Origin of the sequence: Vibrio lentus (genome assembly GCF_002875945.1) — a bacterium.
Taxonomy (GTDB): Bacteria; Pseudomonadota; Gammaproteobacteria; order Enterobacterales; family Vibrionaceae; genus Vibrio; species Vibrio apostichopi.
Window position 1 is genome coordinate 1 of sequence record NZ_MCZK01000172.1, and the last position, 17,186, is coordinate 17,186.

Annotated in this window: 13 protein-coding genes; 10 read left to right on the forward strand and 3 right to left on the reverse strand. The window is 44.9% G+C overall.

Going from position 1 to position 17,186, the window contains the following annotated elements; all coding sequences use genetic code 11:
- The first annotated feature begins 281 nt into the window (after positions 1–281).
- The 8 genes from secE to rpoC all read left to right on the forward strand — a co-directional run bounded on the left by secE (position 282) and on the right by rpoC (position 12,297).
- Positions 282–659 (forward strand): preprotein translocase subunit SecE, encoded by a 378-nt coding sequence (gene secE / locus BCT49_RS22745; protein WP_017096511.1) that lies wholly within the window; start codon positions 282–284, stop codon positions 657–659.
- A 13-nt stretch (positions 660–672) separates the two neighbouring features.
- On the forward strand, positions 673–1,221 hold the full coding sequence (gene nusG / locus BCT49_RS22750) for a transcription termination/antitermination protein NusG (protein ID WP_012605006.1): 549 nt from the start codon (positions 673–675) through the stop codon (positions 1,219–1,221).
- Between the two features lie 213 nt (positions 1,222–1,434).
- On the forward strand, positions 1,435–1,863 hold the full coding sequence (gene rplK / locus BCT49_RS22755; RefSeq protein WP_010435555.1) for a 50S ribosomal protein L11: 429 nt from the start codon (positions 1,435–1,437) through the stop codon (positions 1,861–1,863).
- Between the two features lie 4 nt (positions 1,864–1,867).
- The gene (gene rplA / locus BCT49_RS22760; RefSeq protein WP_017104577.1) at positions 1,868–2,572 is read left to right on the forward strand and encodes a 50S ribosomal protein L1; all 705 of its coding nucleotides are present in this window, start codon (positions 1,868–1,870) and stop codon (positions 2,570–2,572) included.
- 251 nt (positions 2,573–2,823) lie between these two features.
- Positions 2,824–3,318: a 50S ribosomal protein L10 gene (gene rplJ, locus BCT49_RS22765; RefSeq protein ID WP_010435550.1), complete on the forward strand. Its 495-nt coding sequence runs from the start codon at positions 2,824–2,826 to the stop codon at positions 3,316–3,318.
- A gap of 57 nt (positions 3,319–3,375) precedes the next feature.
- On the forward strand, positions 3,376–3,741 hold the full coding sequence (gene rplL / locus BCT49_RS22770; RefSeq protein WP_004729770.1) for a 50S ribosomal protein L7/L12: 366 nt from the start codon (positions 3,376–3,378) through the stop codon (positions 3,739–3,741).
- 234 nt (positions 3,742–3,975) lie between these two features.
- A complete protein-coding gene (gene rpoB, locus BCT49_RS22775) occupies positions 3,976–8,004 on the forward strand; it encodes a DNA-directed RNA polymerase subunit beta (protein WP_017104578.1) in 4,029 nt (1,342 codons plus the stop codon).
- Between the two features lie 90 nt (positions 8,005–8,094).
- A complete protein-coding gene (gene rpoC / locus BCT49_RS22780) occupies positions 8,095–12,297 on the forward strand; it encodes a DNA-directed RNA polymerase subunit beta' (RefSeq protein WP_102438409.1) in 4,203 nt (1,400 codons plus the stop codon).
- A gap of 362 nt (positions 12,298–12,659) precedes the next feature.
- Here rpoC and BCT49_RS22785 read toward each other — a convergent pair whose 3' ends face one another.
- Positions 12,660–13,157 carry an Rsd/AlgQ family anti-sigma factor gene (locus tag BCT49_RS22785; RefSeq protein WP_017104580.1) on the reverse strand — a complete coding sequence of 166 codons (498 nt, stop codon included), beginning with the start codon at positions 13,155–13,157 and terminating at the stop codon, positions 12,660–12,662.
- 165 nt (positions 13,158–13,322) lie between these two features.
- On the opposite strand from BCT49_RS22785, the gene nudC reads away from it, so the two are divergent.
- Both nudC and hemE read left to right on the forward strand, forming a co-directional pair.
- The gene (gene nudC, locus BCT49_RS22790) at positions 13,323–14,132 is read left to right on the forward strand and encodes an NAD(+) diphosphatase (RefSeq protein ID WP_102438411.1); all 810 of its coding nucleotides are present in this window, start codon (positions 13,323–13,325) and stop codon (positions 14,130–14,132) included.
- A 299-nt stretch (positions 14,133–14,431) separates the two neighbouring features.
- Positions 14,432–15,499: a uroporphyrinogen decarboxylase gene (hemE, locus tag BCT49_RS22795; protein ID WP_102438413.1), complete on the forward strand. Its 1,068-nt coding sequence runs from the start codon at positions 14,432–14,434 to the stop codon at positions 15,497–15,499.
- A 108-nt stretch (positions 15,500–15,607) separates the two neighbouring features.
- On the opposite strand, the gene BCT49_RS22800 is transcribed toward hemE, so the two are convergent.
- Entirely contained in the window at positions 15,608–16,201 is a 594-nt protein-coding gene (locus tag BCT49_RS22800; protein ID WP_102438415.1) for a uracil-DNA glycosylase family protein, read from the reverse strand.
- Positions 16,201–17,127 (reverse strand): D-2-hydroxyacid dehydrogenase, encoded by a 927-nt coding sequence (locus tag BCT49_RS22805; protein ID WP_102438417.1) that lies wholly within the window; start codon positions 17,125–17,127, stop codon positions 16,201–16,203. The genes BCT49_RS22800 and BCT49_RS22805 overlap by 1 nt, the downstream gene beginning before the upstream one ends.
- Positions 17,128–17,186 lie beyond the last annotated feature (59 nt).

Genomic DNA, 17,186 nt, shown 5'->3' on the forward strand with positions numbered 1-17,186 from the left:
AATCCGCGAAGGTGGCCGTACTGTTGGTGCTGGTGTTGTAGCTAAAATCTTTGCATAAGATTTGACGAACCACTAGTAAAAAGGGCATCATTTGATGCCCTTTTTCTGCGCTGAAAAAAGAGTTGGGTGTTTTGGCATCAATTTTAGCTCTTAGCAAAGAATTAAACGGTCTTTTTGACTAAAATGACTGTTAGATGTGTTGTTTTGCAACGCAAAGGAATGTGCCCTGCAACAGCGGGGTTATTGTCGTCTATATTTAAGACTTATCACAGGTTGGTTTTATGAAAGCAAACGCTGAAACTCCTGATAGCTCAGGTGCAGCAGATACAATGAAGTGGGTAGTCGCTTTTGTACTGTTGGCTGCTGCTGTTGTGGGTAATTACCTGTATGGTGAATTGTCTGTTGTAATTCGCGCTGCAGGTGTAGTTGTGCTGATTGCTGCCGCACTAGGCGTTGCAGCAACAACAACTAAAGGTAAAGCTGCGATCGATTTTGCAAAAGAATCTCGTATGGAGATTCGTAAAGTTGTTTGGCCTACTCGCCAAGAAACTATGCAAACTACATTGATCGTTTTAGCTGTATGTATTGTTATGTCTCTAGTGCTTTGGGGAATTGACGGCATTATGGTCCGTTTAGTTTCTCTAGCGACTGGGGTGTAGAGGGTTCTGATTCATGAGTGAAGCTCCAAAAAAACGTTGGTATGTAGTTCAAGCCTTTTCAGGCTATGAAGGTCGTGTATCTCAATCGTTACGCGAACATATTAAAATGCACGACATGGAAGAATTCTTTGGTGACGTTTTAGTACCTACTGAAGAAGTAGTGGAAATGCGTGCAGGTCAACGCCGTAAAAGCGAACGTAAGTTCTTCCCTGGCTACGTATTAGTGCAAATGATCATGAATGATGAATCATGGCACTTAGTACGCAGCATTCCTCGTGTTATGGGCTTCATTGGTGGTACCTCTGATCGTCCTGCACCAATCACTGACAAAGAAGCTGATGCTATCTTGAACCGTCTAGAGAAAGCGAGCGAGTCTCCACGTCCTAAGACAATGTTCGAAGCGGGTGAAGTGGTTCGTGTGAACGATGGTCCATTTGCTGACTTTAACGGTACCGTTGAAGAAGTGGATTACGAGAAGAGCCGCATTAAGGTATCTGTATCGATCTTTGGTCGTGCAACGCCTGTTGAGCTTGAATTCGGTCAGGTTGAAAAACTAGACTAAGACTCGGTTAGTTTGAGTAAGCTGTTGATAACTATTTAACAAGCTGTTCAAAATGAAAGAGTATAAAAAATCACCTTTTTAGGGTTGTTAAAGGCGCGAATTATGATTATAATTTCGCGCCTTTTTACTTCTTAGGAAGTGAAAAGTAATTAATGAAATTAAGGGGAGCTCGCCTAAAGGCTAGCGCACGTACCCAAATATTTAGGAAATATCATGGCTAAGAAAGTTGAAGCTTATATCAAACTGCAAGTTGCAGCTGGTATGGCAAACCCAAGTCCACCGGTTGGTCCTGCTCTAGGTCAACACGGCGTGAACATCATGGAATTCTGTAAAGCGTTCAACGCAAAAACAGAATCTGTTGAGAAAGGTCTACCTACTCCAGTAGTTATTACTGTATACAACGACCGTTCTTTCACGTTCGTAACTAAGACTCCACCTGCTGCTGTTCTTCTTAAGAAAGCTGCTGGCGTTAAGTCTGGTTCTGGTCGTCCAAACACTGAAAAAGTGGGCACAGTAACTGACGCTCAAGTACAGGAAATCGCAGAAACTAAAGCTGCTGATATGACTGGTGCTGACATCGAAGCAATGAAGCGTTCTATTGCTGGTACTGCTCGTTCAATGGGCCTAGTGGTAGAGGGATAAGATCATGGCAAAACTTACTAAGCGTATGCGCGTAATCCGCGACAAAGTTGAAGTAACTAAAGAATACGAAATCAACGAAGCTATTGCTCTTCTTAAAGAACTAGCAACTGCTAAATTCGTTGAGTCTGTAGATGTTGCTGTTAACTTAGGCATCGATGCTCGTAAATCTGACCAAAACGTACGTGGCGCAACTGTGCTACCTCACGGTACTGGCCGTGAAATCCGCGTTGCTGTGTTCACTCAAGGTGCAAACGCAGAAGCAGCTAAAGAAGCTGGCGCAGATATCGTTGGTATGGAAGATCTTGCTGAGCAAGTGAAAAAAGGCGTAATGGACTTTGACGTTGTTGTTGCTTCTCCAGATGCAATGCGCGTTGTTGGTCAACTAGGTACAATCCTAGGTCCACGCGGTCTAATGCCAAACCCTAAAGTTGGTACTGTAACTCCTAACGTTGCTGAAGCAGTTAAAAATGCTAAAGCTGGTCAGGTTCGTTACCGTAACGACAAGAACGGCATCATCCACACTACTATCGGTAAAGCAACTTTCGAAGCTAACCAGCTTCAAGAGAACCTAGAAGCACTTCTAGTTGCTCTTAAGAAAGCTAAGCCTTCTTCAGCGAAAGGTACTTTCCTGAAGAAAGTAAGCATCTCTACTACGATGGGTGCTGGTGTTGCTGTTGATCAAGCTAGTCTTGACACACAAGCAAACTAATTTGCTTGGGCGCAGATTTAGTGTATACTTCTGCGCCTAATATTTGTGGTTGGGTGATTTTTGAAGCAATTCATAATCGTCTATCCCAAGACCGTAGGCGCTGTCGATTTTCTTTAGATTATTGATGGCTTAATAAAACCTACGTAGGCGATGTTGTGGTTTGAAGTGAATTTATTCATTTTTAAATAACATCGTAAACGCTCAATACATTTTGTATTGAGTGCTGTAATCACAACCAGAGGTTAATCCAAATGGCTTTAAATCTTCAAGACAAAAAAGCAATTGTTGCTGAAGTCAACGAAGCTGCCAGTGGTGCACTTTCTGCAGTTGTAGCTGATTCTCGTGGCGTTGAAGTTGGCGCAATGACTTCTCTACGTAAACAAGCTCGCGAAGCGGGTGTTTACATGAAAGTTGTTCGTAACACACTAGCACGCCGTGCGGTTCAGGGTACAGACTACGAGTGTCTAGTAGACACTTTCACTGGTCCAACTCTGATCGCATTCTCTAATGAGCACCCTGGTGCTGCTGCGCGTCTTTTCAAAGACTTCGCTAAAGAGAATAAAGATTTCGAGATCAAAGCTGCTGCATTTGAAGGCGCAGTTACTGATGCTGAAGTACTAGCGACACTACCAACTTACGACGAAGCTATCGCACGCCTAATGATGTGCATGAAAGAAGCTTCTGCTGGCAAGCTGGTTCGTACTATCGCTGCTGTTCGCGACCAAAAAGAAGAAGCTGCGGCATAAGCCTTGCTTTTCACTGGTTGCTATTTAAACTTATTGTTGACTTAAAAGAGAATTGTTATGTCTATTACTAACGAGCAAATCCTAGACGCAGTTGCAGAAATGTCTGTAATGCAAGTTGTTGAGCTTATCGAAGCTATGGAAGAAAAATTCGGTGTTACTGCTGCTGCTGCAGTTGTAGCTGGTGGTGCTTCTGCTGAAGCTGCTGCTGAGCAAACTGAATTCGACGTTATCCTTACTGGCGCTGGCGCAAACAAAGTACAAGTTATCAAAGCTGTACGTGGCGCAACTGGCCTAGGTCTTAAAGAAGCTAAAGGTCTTGTAGACTCAGCTCCTGCAGCGCTTAAAGAAGGCGTTGACAAAGCTGAAGCTGAAGCTCTTAAAGCACAGCTAGAAGAAGTTGGCGCTTCTGTTGAAATCAAGTAATTATTACTTAATTTCCTAGCCGCAAGGCTATTGGCTGGTGGTTTATTAACCACCGGCCTTTTTGCGCTGTAGGGCTATGATGAATTTCCCGCTGTTTAAGCGTCATCGTCCGAGCAAAAAAACAGTTATTTCTTCGAAATAATTGTTAACCACAATAAACAGCTGTTAGTCACTGTCCCACTCTAATGAGCGTTTGGACAGTTTGGGTCACTTATCAGCGAGCTGAGGAACCCCATGGTTTACTCTTATACCGAGAAAAAGCGCATCCGTAAGGATTTTGGTACTCGTCCACAAGTTTTGGACATTCCATACCTGTTATCGATCCAGCTTGATTCTTTCGATAAATTCATCGAACAGGATCCAGAAGGTCAATACGGTCTTGAGGCTGCTTTTCGTTCTGTATTTCCAATTCAGAGCTACAACGGCAATTCAGAGCTGCAATACGTTAGCTACCGTCTTGGTGAGCCAGTATTTGATGTTAAAGAATGTCAAATTCGTGGTGTAACTTACTCAAAGCCACTACGCGTTAAACTGCGTCTAGTTATCTTTGATAGAGATGCGCCTGCAGGTACTGTAAAAGACATTAAAGAACAAGAAGTCTACATGGGCGAAATTCCGCTTATGACAGACAATGGTACTTTCGTAATTAATGGTACCGAGAGGGTTATCGTATCCCAGCTGCACCGAAGCCCAGGCGTGTTCTTCGACAGTGATAAGGGTAAGACCCACTCATCTGGTAAAGTTCTTTATAACGCACGTGTAATTCCTTACCGTGGCTCATGGTTAGACTTTGAGTTCGATCCTAAGGATAACTTATTCGTACGTATCGACCGTCGTCGTAAGCTACCAGCATCGATTATCCTTCGTGCACTTGGTAAATCGACAGAAGAGATCCTAGATCTGTTCTTCGACAAAGTGAACTTCGAAGTGAAAGACCAAACTCTACTTATGGAGTTGGTTCCTGATCGTCTACGTGGTGAAACTGCGTCATTCGACATCGAATCAAATGGTAAGACTTACGTTGAGACTGGTCGTCGTGTAACTGCTCGCCATATCCGTCAACTTGAAAAAGATGGCGTTGAGCACATCGAAGTACCTGTAGAGTACATCGTTGAAAAGATTGCTGCGAAAGATTACATCAACGAAGCAACTGGCGAGATCATCGTTGGCGCGAACCAAGAGATCAGCCTAGAGGCACTTGCTAACTTATCTCAAGCAGGTCACAAATCTCTAGAAACTCTGTTCACGAATGACCTAGACCATGGTCCATTCATGTCAGACACTCTACGTGCAGATAGCACAGTAGATCGCATCTCTGCATTGGTAGAAATCTACCGCATGATGCGTCCTGGCGAGCCACCAACAAAAGAAGCTGCAGAATCATTATTCGAAAGCCTATTCTTCTCTGAAGATCGTTACGACCTATCAACTGTAGGCCGTATGAAATTCAACAGCTCTATCGAGCGTGAAGAAGAAGAAGAGCGCGGTACTCTGGACGAATCAGACATCATTGAAGTGATGAAGAAACTGATTGGCATCCGTAACGGTAAAGGCGAAGTGGACGATATCGACCACCTTGGCAACCGTCGTATCCGTTCTGTAGGTGAAATGGCAGAAAACCAATTCCGTGTTGGTCTAGTTCGTGTAGAACGTGCCGTTAAAGAACGTCTAAGCCTTGGTGACCTTGATGCAATCATGCCTCAAGATCTTATCAACGCTAAGCCGATCTCTGCTGCAGTTAAAGAATTCTTTGGCTCTTCACAGCTTTCACAGTTTATGGACCAAAACAACCCATTGTCAGAAGTTACGCACAAACGTCGTATCTCTGCTTTAGGTCCAGGCGGTCTAACTCGTGAACGCGCAGGCTTTGAAGTACGTGATGTTCACGTAACTCACTACGGTCGTCTATGTCCGATCGAAACGCCTGAAGGTCCAAACATCGGTCTGATTAACTCGCTATCTGCGTTTGCGCGTTGTAACGATTACGGTTTCCTAGAAACTCCGTACCGTCGCGTTGTAGATGGTGTAGTAACAGAAGAAGTTGATTACCTGTCTGCAATCCAGGAAGGTCAATTCGTTATCGCACAGGCAAACACGGTTCTTACTGAAGAAGCGACGTTTGCTGATGAGCTAATCACTGCTCGTCAAAAAGGTGAATCTGGTCTTCACCCACGCGATCACGTTGACTACATGGACGTTGCGACAAACCAAGTAGTATCTATCGCTGCTTCGCTTATCCCGTTCCTAGAACACGATGATGCGAACCGTGCATTGATGGGTGCGAACATGCAACGTCAAGCTGTACCAACACTGAGAGCTGATAAGCCTCTAGTAGGTACTGGTATTGAACGTAACATCGCAGTTGACTCTGGTGTTACAGCGGTTGCTAAACGTGGTGGTCAAGTTCAGTCTGTTGACGCTTCTCGTATCGTAGTTAAGGTTAACGAAGATGAATTGGTACCTGGCGAAGCTGGTATCGATATCTACAACCTAACTAAGTACACGCGTTCGAACCAAAACACATGTATTAACCAACGTCCAACTGTACTTCCTGGTGAACCAGTTGCACGCGGCGATGTTCTTGCTGATGGTCCTTCAACTGACCTTGGTGAACTTGCTCTTGGCCAAAACATGCGTATCGCGTTCATGCCTTGGAATGGTTACAACTTCGAAGACTCGATCTTAGTATCTGAGCGCGTAGTTCAAGAAGACCGTTTCACGACAATCCACATCCAAGAACTATCTTGTGTGGCTCGTGATACTAAGCTGGGCTCTGAAGAGATCACAGCTGATATTCCAAACGTAGGTGAGTCTGCTCTGTCTAAACTAGACGAGTCAGGTATCGTTTACATTGGTGCTGAAGTTAAGGGTGGCGACATCCTAGTTGGTAAAGTGACACCTAAAGGTGAAACTCAACTGACTCCTGAAGAGAAGCTACTACGTGCTATCTTCGGTGAGAAAGCATCTGATGTTAAAGATACTTCTCTACGTGTACCAAACTCTGTTTCGGGTACTATCATCGATGTACAAGTCTTCACTCGCGATGGCGTAGAGAAAGACAAACGTGCACTTGAAATCGAACAGATGCAGCTTAAAGAAGCTAAGAAAGACCTTACTGAAGAGTTCCAAATTCTTGAGGGTGGCCTTCTTAACCGCGTTAAAGCTGTACTTCTGTCTGGTGGTTACTCTGAAGCTAAGCTTGATACGATCGGTCGTAAGCAATGGCTAGAGCAAGTTCTAGAAGACGATGCGCTACAAACACAGCTTGAGCAACTTGCTGAGCAGTGGGATGAGCTAAAAGCAGACTTCGATAAGAAGTTTGAAACTAAGCGTCGTAAAATCACTCAAGGTGATGATCTAGCGCCTGGCGTTCTTAAGATTGTTAAAGTTTACCTAGCGGTTAAACGTCGTATCCAGCCTGGCGATAAGATGGCGGGTCGTCACGGTAACAAAGGTGTAATCTCTAAGATTAACCCTGTTGAAGACATGCCATACGATGAAAAAGGTCAGCCTGTAGACATCGTACTTAACCCACTGGGTGTACCATCGCGTATGAACATCGGTCAAATCCTAGAAGTACACTTAGGTTTGGCTGCTAAAGGTATCGGTGACAAGATCAACCAAATGGTTAAGGAACAACAAGAACTGCATAAGTTCCGTGAGTTCCTACAGAAGGTTTATGATCTTGGTGATACTCGTCAGAAAGTTGATATTGCTGAACTGTCTGATGATCAAGTTCGTACACTGATCAAGAACCTACGTGGCGGTCTACCGATTGCTACTCCTGTGTTCGACGGTGCGTCAGAAGCGTTAATCAAAGAACTACTTAAACTGGGTGATCTGCCAGAATCTGGTCAGCTTAAACTGTTTGATGGTCGTACTGGTGATTCGTTTGAGCGTCCTGTAACTGTTGGTTACATGTACATGCTGAAACTGAACCACTTGGTTGATGACAAGATGCATGCTCGTTCAACTGGTTCTTACAGCCTAGTAACTCAGCAACCACTTGGTGGTAAAGCTCAGTTCGGTGGTCAGCGTTTCGGTGAGATGGAAGTATGGGCACTAGAAGCATACGGTGCTGCATATACTCTACAAGAAATGCTAACAGTTAAGTCAGATGACGTTAACGGCCGTACTAAGATGTATAAGAACATCGTAGATGGTAACCATAGCATGGAACCTGGCATGCCAGAGTCGTTCAACGTACTGTTGAAAGAGATTCGCTCGCTAGGTATCAACATCGAGCTAGAAGACGAAGAGTAATCCCTCTTTTTTTAAAAGAAGATTGGATTACTTGGTAAAGGGGGCTCACTTTAGTCGGTGAGCTCCTTTAACTCCTTACAGGAGCTGAACGTGAAAGACTTATTAAACTTTCTAAAAGCACAGCATAAGACCGAAGAATTTGATGCAATCAAAATCGGTCTATCTTCACCAGACACGATCCGTTCGTGGTCTTTTGGTGAAGTTAAAAAGCCAGAAACAATTAACTATCGTACGTTCAAACCTGAACGTGATGGTCTGTTCTGTGCACGTATTTTTGGTCCAGTTAAAGACTACGAATGTCTTTGTGGCAAATACAAGCGCCTGAAGCACCGTGGTGTTATCTGTGAGAAGTGTGGCGTTGAAGTTACACAGACTAAAGTTCGTCGTGACCGTATGGGCCACATCGAGCTAGCTTCACCAGTTGCTCACATCTGGTTCCTAAAATCACTACCGTCTCGTATCGGTCTACTAATGGATATCCCTCTACGTGATATCGAACGTGTTCTTTACTTCGAAATGTACGTAGTAACTGAACCGGGTATGACTGATCTAGAAAAATCTCAGATGCTTACTGAAGAAGAGTATCTGGATCGTCTAGAAGAGTGGGGTGACGAATTCACTGCTAAGATGGGTGCTGAAGCGATCAAAGATCTGCTTTCAACAATGGACCTTCATCAAGAAGTGGAAGAAATGCGCGAAGAGTTAGAAACAACTAACTCAGAAACTAAGCGTAAGAAAGTTACTAAGCGTTTGAAGCTAGTTGAAGCATTCATCTCTTCAGGCAACAAGCCTGAGTGGATGATCTTAACTGTACTTCCAGTGCTACCGCCAGATCTACGTCCTCTAGTTCCACTAGATGGCGGTCGTTTTGCGACTTCAGATCTGAACGACCTTTACCGTCGTGTGATCAACCGTAACAACCGTTTGAAGCGTCTTCTAGAGCTAGCTGCTCCGGACATCATCGTACGTAACGAAAAGCGTATGCTGCAAGAGTCTGTTGATGCACTTCTAGATAACGGTCGTCGCGGTCGTGCGATCACTGGCTCTAACAAGCGTCCTCTGAAATCTCTTGCTGATATGATCAAGGGTAAACAAGGTCGTTTCCGTCAGAACCTTCTAGGTAAACGTGTAGACTACTCTGGCCGTTCTGTAATCACAGTTGGTCCATACCTTCGTCTACATCAGTGTGGTCTTCCTAAGAAGATGGCACTTGAGCTATTTAAACCATTCATCTACAGCAAGTTAGAAACTCGTGGCATGGCTACGACAATCAAAGCTGCTAAGAAAATGGTAGAACGCGAAGAAGCGATCGTTTGGGATATCCTAGACGAAGTTATCCGCGAACACCCAGTACTGCTTAACCGTGCACCTACACTTCACCGTCTAGGTATCCAAGCGTTTGAACCAGTACTAATCGAAGGTAAAGCGATTCAGCTTCACCCACTAGTGTGTGCGGCATACAACGCCGACTTCGATGGTGACCAAATGGCTGTACACGTGCCTCTAACTTTAGAAGCACAACTAGAAGCTCGTACCCTAATGATGTCGACGAATAACATTCTGTCGCCAGCATCAGGTGATCCGATCATCGTTCCTTCGCAGGATGTTGTATTGGGTCTTTACTACATGACACGTGACAAGATCAACGTGAAAGGTGAAGGTATGTACCTTGCTGGCCCTGAAGAGGCTGAAAAGGCATACCGTACTAAGACTGCTGAGCTACACGCTCGCGTTAAAGTACGTATCACTGAAACTGTAGTAGACGAAGACGGCAACAGCACAACGAACACTGGCCTAGTTGATACGACTGTAGGTCGTGCAATGCTTTGGCAGATCGTTCCTAGAGGCCTTCCGTACAGCATCGTTAACCAAAAGTTAGGTAAGAAGCAGATCTCTACTCTTCTTAACGAGTGTTACCGTAAGCTTGGTCTAAAAGACACAGTAGTCTTTGCTGACCAAATCATGTACGCAGGTTTTGCATACGCAGCACTTTCAGGTGTTTCTGTTGGTATCGACGATATGGTTGTTCCAGCGGCTAAGTACACTGAAATTTCTGATGCAGAAGAAGAAGTTCGCGAAATCCAAGAGCAATTCCAATCTGGTCTTGTTACTGCGGGTGAGCGTTACAACAAAGTTATCGATATCTGGGCGTCTACGAACGACCGTGTTGCGAAAGCAATGATGGATAACCTTTCTTCTGAAACAGTTATTAACCGTGACGGCGAAGAAGAACAGCAAGAATCGTTCAACAGCATCTACATGATGGCCGATTCAGGCGCACGTGGTTCTGCAGCTCAGATTCGTCAGCTAGCAGGTATGCGTGGTCTGATGGCGCGTCCAGATGGTTCTATCATCGAAACGCCGATCACTGCGAACTTTAAAGAAGGTCTAAACGTCCTTCAGTACTTTATCTCAACGCACGGTGCTCGTAAGGGTCTTGCGGATACAGCACTGAAAACAGCTAACTCGGGTTACCTAACTCGTCGTCTAGTAGACGTAGCACAAGACGTTGTAGTACACGAACATGACTGTGGCACGCATGAAGGTATCGACATGATGCCTCATATCGAAGGTGGTGACGTTAAAGTTGCACTTTCTGAGCTTGCTCTTGGTCGTGTAGTTGCTGAAGATGTTCTTAAGCCTGGTACTGAAGATGTACTGATTCCACGTAATACTCTGATTGATGAGAAGTGGTGTCAAATCATGGAAGACAACTCTGTAGATAGCATGAAAGTGCGCTCAGTTGTTACCTGTGATGCAGACTTCGGTTGTTGTGCACAGTGTTACGGTCGTGACCTAGCACGTGGCCACCTAGTAAACCAAGGTGAAGCAGTTGGTGTTATCGCTGCACAATCTATCGGTGAACCGGGTACACAGCTTACAATGCGTACGTTCCACATCGGTGGTGCGGCATCTACTGCAGCAGCAGAGAACAGCATCCAAGCTAAGACAACTGGTACTGTGAAACTTCACAATGCTAAGTTTGTAATCAACAAAGATAAGAAACTGGTTATCACTTCTCGTGCATCTGAGATGACGATTATTGATGAATTCGGCCGTACGAAAGAGAAGCACAAACTTCCTTACGGTTCGATGCTAACCAAAGGCGACAACGCAGCAGTAACTGCTGGTGAAGTTGTAGCTAACTGGGAAGCGCATACCATGCCAATCATCACTGAAGTGGCAGGTCGTATCCAATTCGTAGATATGATCGATGGTATTACAGTTTCTCGTCAAACTGACGATCTAACTGGTCTTTCTTCAAGTGAAGTCACAGACGCAGCAGCTCGCCCAGCAGCAGGTAAAGATATGCGTCCAGCTATCAAACTTGTTGATGAGCAAGGTAACGACGTAATGATCCCTGGTACTGATATGCCAGCTCACTACTTCCTACCTGGCAAAGCGATTGTAAACATCGAAGATGGCGCTGAAGTTGGCATTGGTGACACACTATCTCGTATCCCTCAAAAATCGAGCGGAAACAAAGATATCACCGGTGGTCTACCACGCGTAGCTGACCTATTCGAAGCTCGTAAGCCTAAAGAGCCTGCGATCCTTGCTGAGCACACAGGTACTGTGTCGTTTGGTAAAGAAACGAAAGGTAAGCGTCGTCTAGTAATCACTCGTGAAGGCGGTGACGCTTACGAAGAGATGATTCCTAAGCACCGTCAATTGAACGTGTTCGAAGGTGAGAAGATTGAACGTGGTGATGTAATCGCCGACGGTCCTGAAACTCCACACGATATCCTGCGTCTACGTGGTATCCACGCTGTGACTCAGTACATCGCGAACGAAGTTCAAGAAGTTTACCGCTTACAAGGCGTAAAGATTAACGATAAGCACATCGAGACTATCGTTCGTCAAATGCTACGTAAGTGTACAATCACTCATTCTGGTGACTCTCCGTTCCTACCTGGCGAACAAGTTGAGTACCACAATGTTAAGATTGCTAACCGTAAGCTAGAAGCTGAAGGTAAAGAACTAGTACGTTTCGAACGTGATCTACTAGGTATTACTAAAGCATCTCTTGCAACTGAGTCATTCATCTCAGCTGCATCGTTCCAAGAAACGACTCGCGTACTAACAGAAGCTGCGGTTTCTGGTAAGCGTGATGACCTTCGCGGTCTGAAAGAGAACGTAATTGTTGGTCGTCTGATCCCAGCTGGTACTGGTTTCGCATACCACCAAGAGCGTCAAAAGCAACGTGAAGAAGAGCAAGAAGGTCCTTCAGCTGAACAAGCTACTGATAATCTAGCAGCACTTCTAAACGCTGGTTTCTCTTCAGAAGAGTAGTCTCTAAGAGATAAGAAAAAAGGCACCTTCGGGTGCCTTTTTTGTATCTGTCGTTTGGCTTAAATCGGATTAATCTTGCAGGGGCAGACTTGTATCTTTGGTACAAGTTTCAAGTGAGTTATGTGTTTCATTTCTGGAATGGAGTTAATGACGTTGCTTGCCTCTACGGATTTATATAGAGAAACGTAAGCTGGATGGGGAGGTTGCGGACATGCAGGAATGTGTGCGGATAGATAGCGAAAAGAGAGTATCAATACGTTGAATACTATCAAGCCCTAGGCTTCTGGAGGCTGATGATGCTTGTGATTTTTAGACAAAACAAAAAGCTTGCACAGAGGCAAGCTTACAAGATAGTTAGCCAACTATGCTCCTGGCGGAACCGCTAGGCTATCGGCAATTTGCTGTATCAGTTGATCTTCAACCTCAAACCTCGCCTCAATAATCTCACCAATCAAAGATAAATCACTGTCAAAGCTCTCTAATGCATCGCTGGCTTTGATGGCGGCGTACTTATCGGTAAAGTTAAGCAGCGGTTCTGTGGTAAGGACGATATGACCATAAGATTGGTTAATTTCGTCTGTTGCTTTGAAGCCAGTAGACTGCCATTTGTCCATCACCATGTCATAGATTTTGAAATGACCTTCGGAGATGTAATCAACAAGATGTTGGCTGAATTTTTGGAGCGCTTCTGGAGAAGGTAGTTCGGTAATTGCCGTTGCTTTCGACGATGAAGGCTGTAGAGCGGCAAGCTTACAATACTCAACGATTAGAGACTGTCGAGTTTCGAGCCAATGATCGATGACCTCATTAGAGCCACCCCATTGTTCTTGTATTTGTTTGAATTTATTTAGCATGACCATGTCCTCATGATCTGATCACAACCTTGTGATCATGGTAATTGCCTAAGCAAGGTCCGTTTATTGGTAACTACTAAAAGTAATAGCTTGAAATATTCTCTGCTACAACTCTAGTATGAAATTAGATTGCCAGTAAAATGAACGAACTGCAAGCAATGAGGCATAGGGATGTTAAAAAAAAGTGATACAAAAATGACAGAGCAAGCTTACTGGTGCGTCGTTTCTGGTAGTGATATTTGGGTTAATAATGATCAGTTTCCTTATGGCTCGGCTGAAGAGCTAGGGCTGAGTGTTGAACACGCTATCTGTATTGGTCAGCATCAAGGTCGTCAGGTCTATTGGCTCAACGACTGCGATGTCGAGAGTGAACTGACCATGGTCAACTTACGTGAGTTATTGCACTGGTCTGAATCGAATTTTCTTATGGCAAGTAAGGCTATCCAGTACGGCCACATGACTCAAAGTATGCGTTTTTGTCCACAGTGCGGCGGTCGCAATCATTTGAATCACAATCAAGTTGCGATGCAGTGTGGTGACTGTCGAACTCTTCATTACCCTCGTATCTTCCCGTGCATCATTGTCGCTGTGCGAAACGACAACAAGATATTGCTTGCGCAGCACCCAAGACATAAAACAGGCATGTATACCGTGATAGCGGGCTTCCTAGAGGTTGGAGAAACCTTAGAGCAGTGTGTAGCGCGAGAAGTCAAAGAAGAAACGGGTATCGATGTGGGTAATATTCGTTACTTTGGTAGCCAGCCATGGGCGTTTCCATCGAGTATGATGATGGCCTTTCTCGCTGACTATGCTGGTGGAACGCTCAAACCAGATTACAGTGAACTGTCGGATGCCCAATGGTTTGATGTAACAAGCCTGCCGGATGTCGCTCCAGTTGGAACCATTGCGAGACAATTGATTGATAAAACAGTCGATGATGTGATCAAAGATGAAATGACGGAGCAGGCGCTCGAGCACTAATTGGCCTGTGATGGTATTTGGCCTATAGGTGGTCAAAAGCTAAAAAAAACCCTCCACAAGTGGAGGGGGTAAGTAAGATGTCGTTATGAGATGCTGAGTAGTGACTACTCAGATGTTATAATTGTAATTTTCGCTAGCGAACAAATTTTTAACATGCGCCTGCAATTGGGTGCAAATTAAGCATTGATTTAAAAGTTAATAACTTGATCTAGGTTGCAAAGCACACAGCTTTTACCCCTCAATCAGTGTTAGAATACTTGCCATCAAAACTAGACAAGATTGAATTGGAATTGAACGGAATGACCGAATTAAAAAATGATCGCTATTTACGCGCACTTTTAAAGCAGCCTGTTGATTGCACTCCAGTATGGATGATGCGCCAAGCGGGTCGCTATCTTCCTGAATACAAAGCAACGCGTGCAGAAGCAGGCGATTTCATGTCTTTGTGTAAGAACGCGGAACTAGCATCAGAAGTAACACTTCAACCTTTGCGTCGTTTCCCTCTTGATGCGGCAATCTTGTTCTCTGACATCCTAACTATCCCAGATGCGATGGGTTTAGGTTTGTACTTCGAAACAGGTGAAGGCCCTAAATTTGAGCGTCCGATTACTTGTAAAGCTGACGTAGAGAAGATTGGCCTACCTGATCCAGAAGGCGAGCTTCAATACGTAATGAATGCCGTTCGTCAGATCCGTAAAGATCTGAAAGGCGAAGTGCCACTGATTGGTTTCTCTGGTAGCCCTTGGACACTGGCAACTTACATGGTTGAAGGCAGCAGCTCGAAGGCGTTTACTAAGATCAAGAAGATGATGTATGCAGAACCACAAACACTGCACTTACTTCTCGATAAGCTTGCTGACACTGTTATTGAATATCTGAACGCGCAAATTAAAGCGGGTGCACAATCGGTAATGGTATTCGACACATGGGGTGGTGTACTAACTCCGCGTGACTACAACCTGTTCTCACTGCAGTACATGCACAAAATTGTCGATGGCCTAATCCGTGAAAACGAAGGTCGCCGTGTACCGGTTACTCTGTTCACTAAGAACGGTGGCATGTGGCTAGAATCTATCGCAGCGACTGGCTGTGATGCAGTTGGCCTAGACTGGACAATCAATATTGCTGATGCAAAAGCACGTATTGGCGATAAAGTGGCTCTACAAGGCAACATGGATCCATCAGTACTTTACGCACAACCTGAGCGTATTCGTGAAGAAGTCGGTACTATCCTTGAAAGTTTTGGTGACGGCGGTACTGGCCACGTATTCAACCTTGGCCATGGTATTCACCTAGATGTGCCACCAGAAAATGCTGGTGTATTTGTGGACGCAGTTCACGACCTATCTAAGCCATACCATAAGTAATTCAGTATGTGTTTTTAGAAAAAGCGCTGTCGAGAAATCGGCAGCGCTTTTTTATTACCTTTTGCTCCGCATCTAATATCGGCTTAATCATCGTGAATGTGCAGCGAATTAGGTATTTGGATCATGGTAGGCCAAATGCTCTGATACGTGCTTCCTGATATAGGGAATGACTTCATTTTCGAACCATGGGTTCTTTTTGAGCCAGATGTTATTACGTGGTGACGTGTGGGGAAGTGGCAAAAATTCTGGAGCCCAAGCCTGCCAGTTACGCACTGTTTCAGTGAGTGTGCTGGTGGCTTTATCTTTTAGATAATAGTTTTGCGCATACTGACCAATCAGCAAGGTCATTTGAATGTTAGGCAGTGATTGCAGCACTTTTTGGTGCCATAGCGCGGCGCACTCTTTTCGTGGCGGTAGATCGCCACTTTTACCCTTCCCTGGATAACAAAAGCCCATTGGGACAATCGCGACTTTTTGCTCGTCATAAAACGTATCGCTATCCATCCCTAACCATTCTCTTAATCGCTCGCCACTGGCATCATTCCAAGGGATAGATGATTCATGAACCTTGATACCGGGTGCTTGCCCTATGATTAACAAGCGCGCGTTTGGGTGTGCCTGAATCACTGGGTTTGCACCGTGTGATAGATGAGGTTCACAAGCGGTGCATTGTCGTATCTCGGTGAGCAGGGATGAGAACATCAGTAGCCTTTATCAAAATCAATGATGTGATTAAGTGTAAAGCCATCTCGCCATTGTTGGTAATTATTGGCGAAGATCTCCACAACCTGTCTTGGCTCACTCAGAGCCGCAATATGCGGGGTGATGGTGACTTGCGGTAATTTCCAAAACGGGTGTTCTTGCGTGAGAGGTTCGCATTCAAAGACATCCAGGAAAGCGTGTCCAACCCATTTATTCTTAATCGCAAGTAGTAACGCTTTATTGTCTACGCTTTCCCCACGTCCCACATTAAACAGCAATACGTTAGAGCAGTAGCTTAAGGTGGTTTGATTCAGCAGTTGGTAGGTCTCATCCGTTGATGGCAGTGTGTTCACCACAATATCCGCTTGTCTGAGGGTGGCCTCTAATTCATTTATGTGGAAGGTGTCTTTGAAGGTTTCTTGCTTTGATGGGATACCTGTTCGGTTGACTCCAATAGTATGGATACCAAACGCAGAAGCGGTTTTCGCCAAATGGCTGCCAATTGAGCCTGTTCCCAAAATCACCATGGTTTTGTCGGTTAGGCTGGTATAAAGCTGTGGTTGCCAGTTTCGCTGTTGTTGTTGCTGGTGGTAATGAGTGAAGTGTCTAAAGTGGCTGATTGTGTAACCCAATACGTATTCGGCAATGGCCGGGCCGAAGATACCTTTGACGTTGGTCAGCGTGTAATCCTGACGAAGCTCTGTTTGAGTGAGCTTATTGATGCCAGCGTAGGTGCTTTGTACCCAATCCAGATGCTTAAACTCATCAAGACGCTCCGCTATGAGGGGAGGTGAGGCCAAGACGATCTCAGCTAACTCGGGGTTTGTGGTGATTTCTAGGTCAGGTAAATCTCGGTTTACAATCAGTTGCGTGTAAGTATCGTCATGCTCGGTAAGAATATAGAGCTTATTCGTAAAATTGTTCATCGGCTTACCTTTTCCCCCCAGGGTTTATCAAGTACACTTTCGCTGTCTTTTTCTGCAAT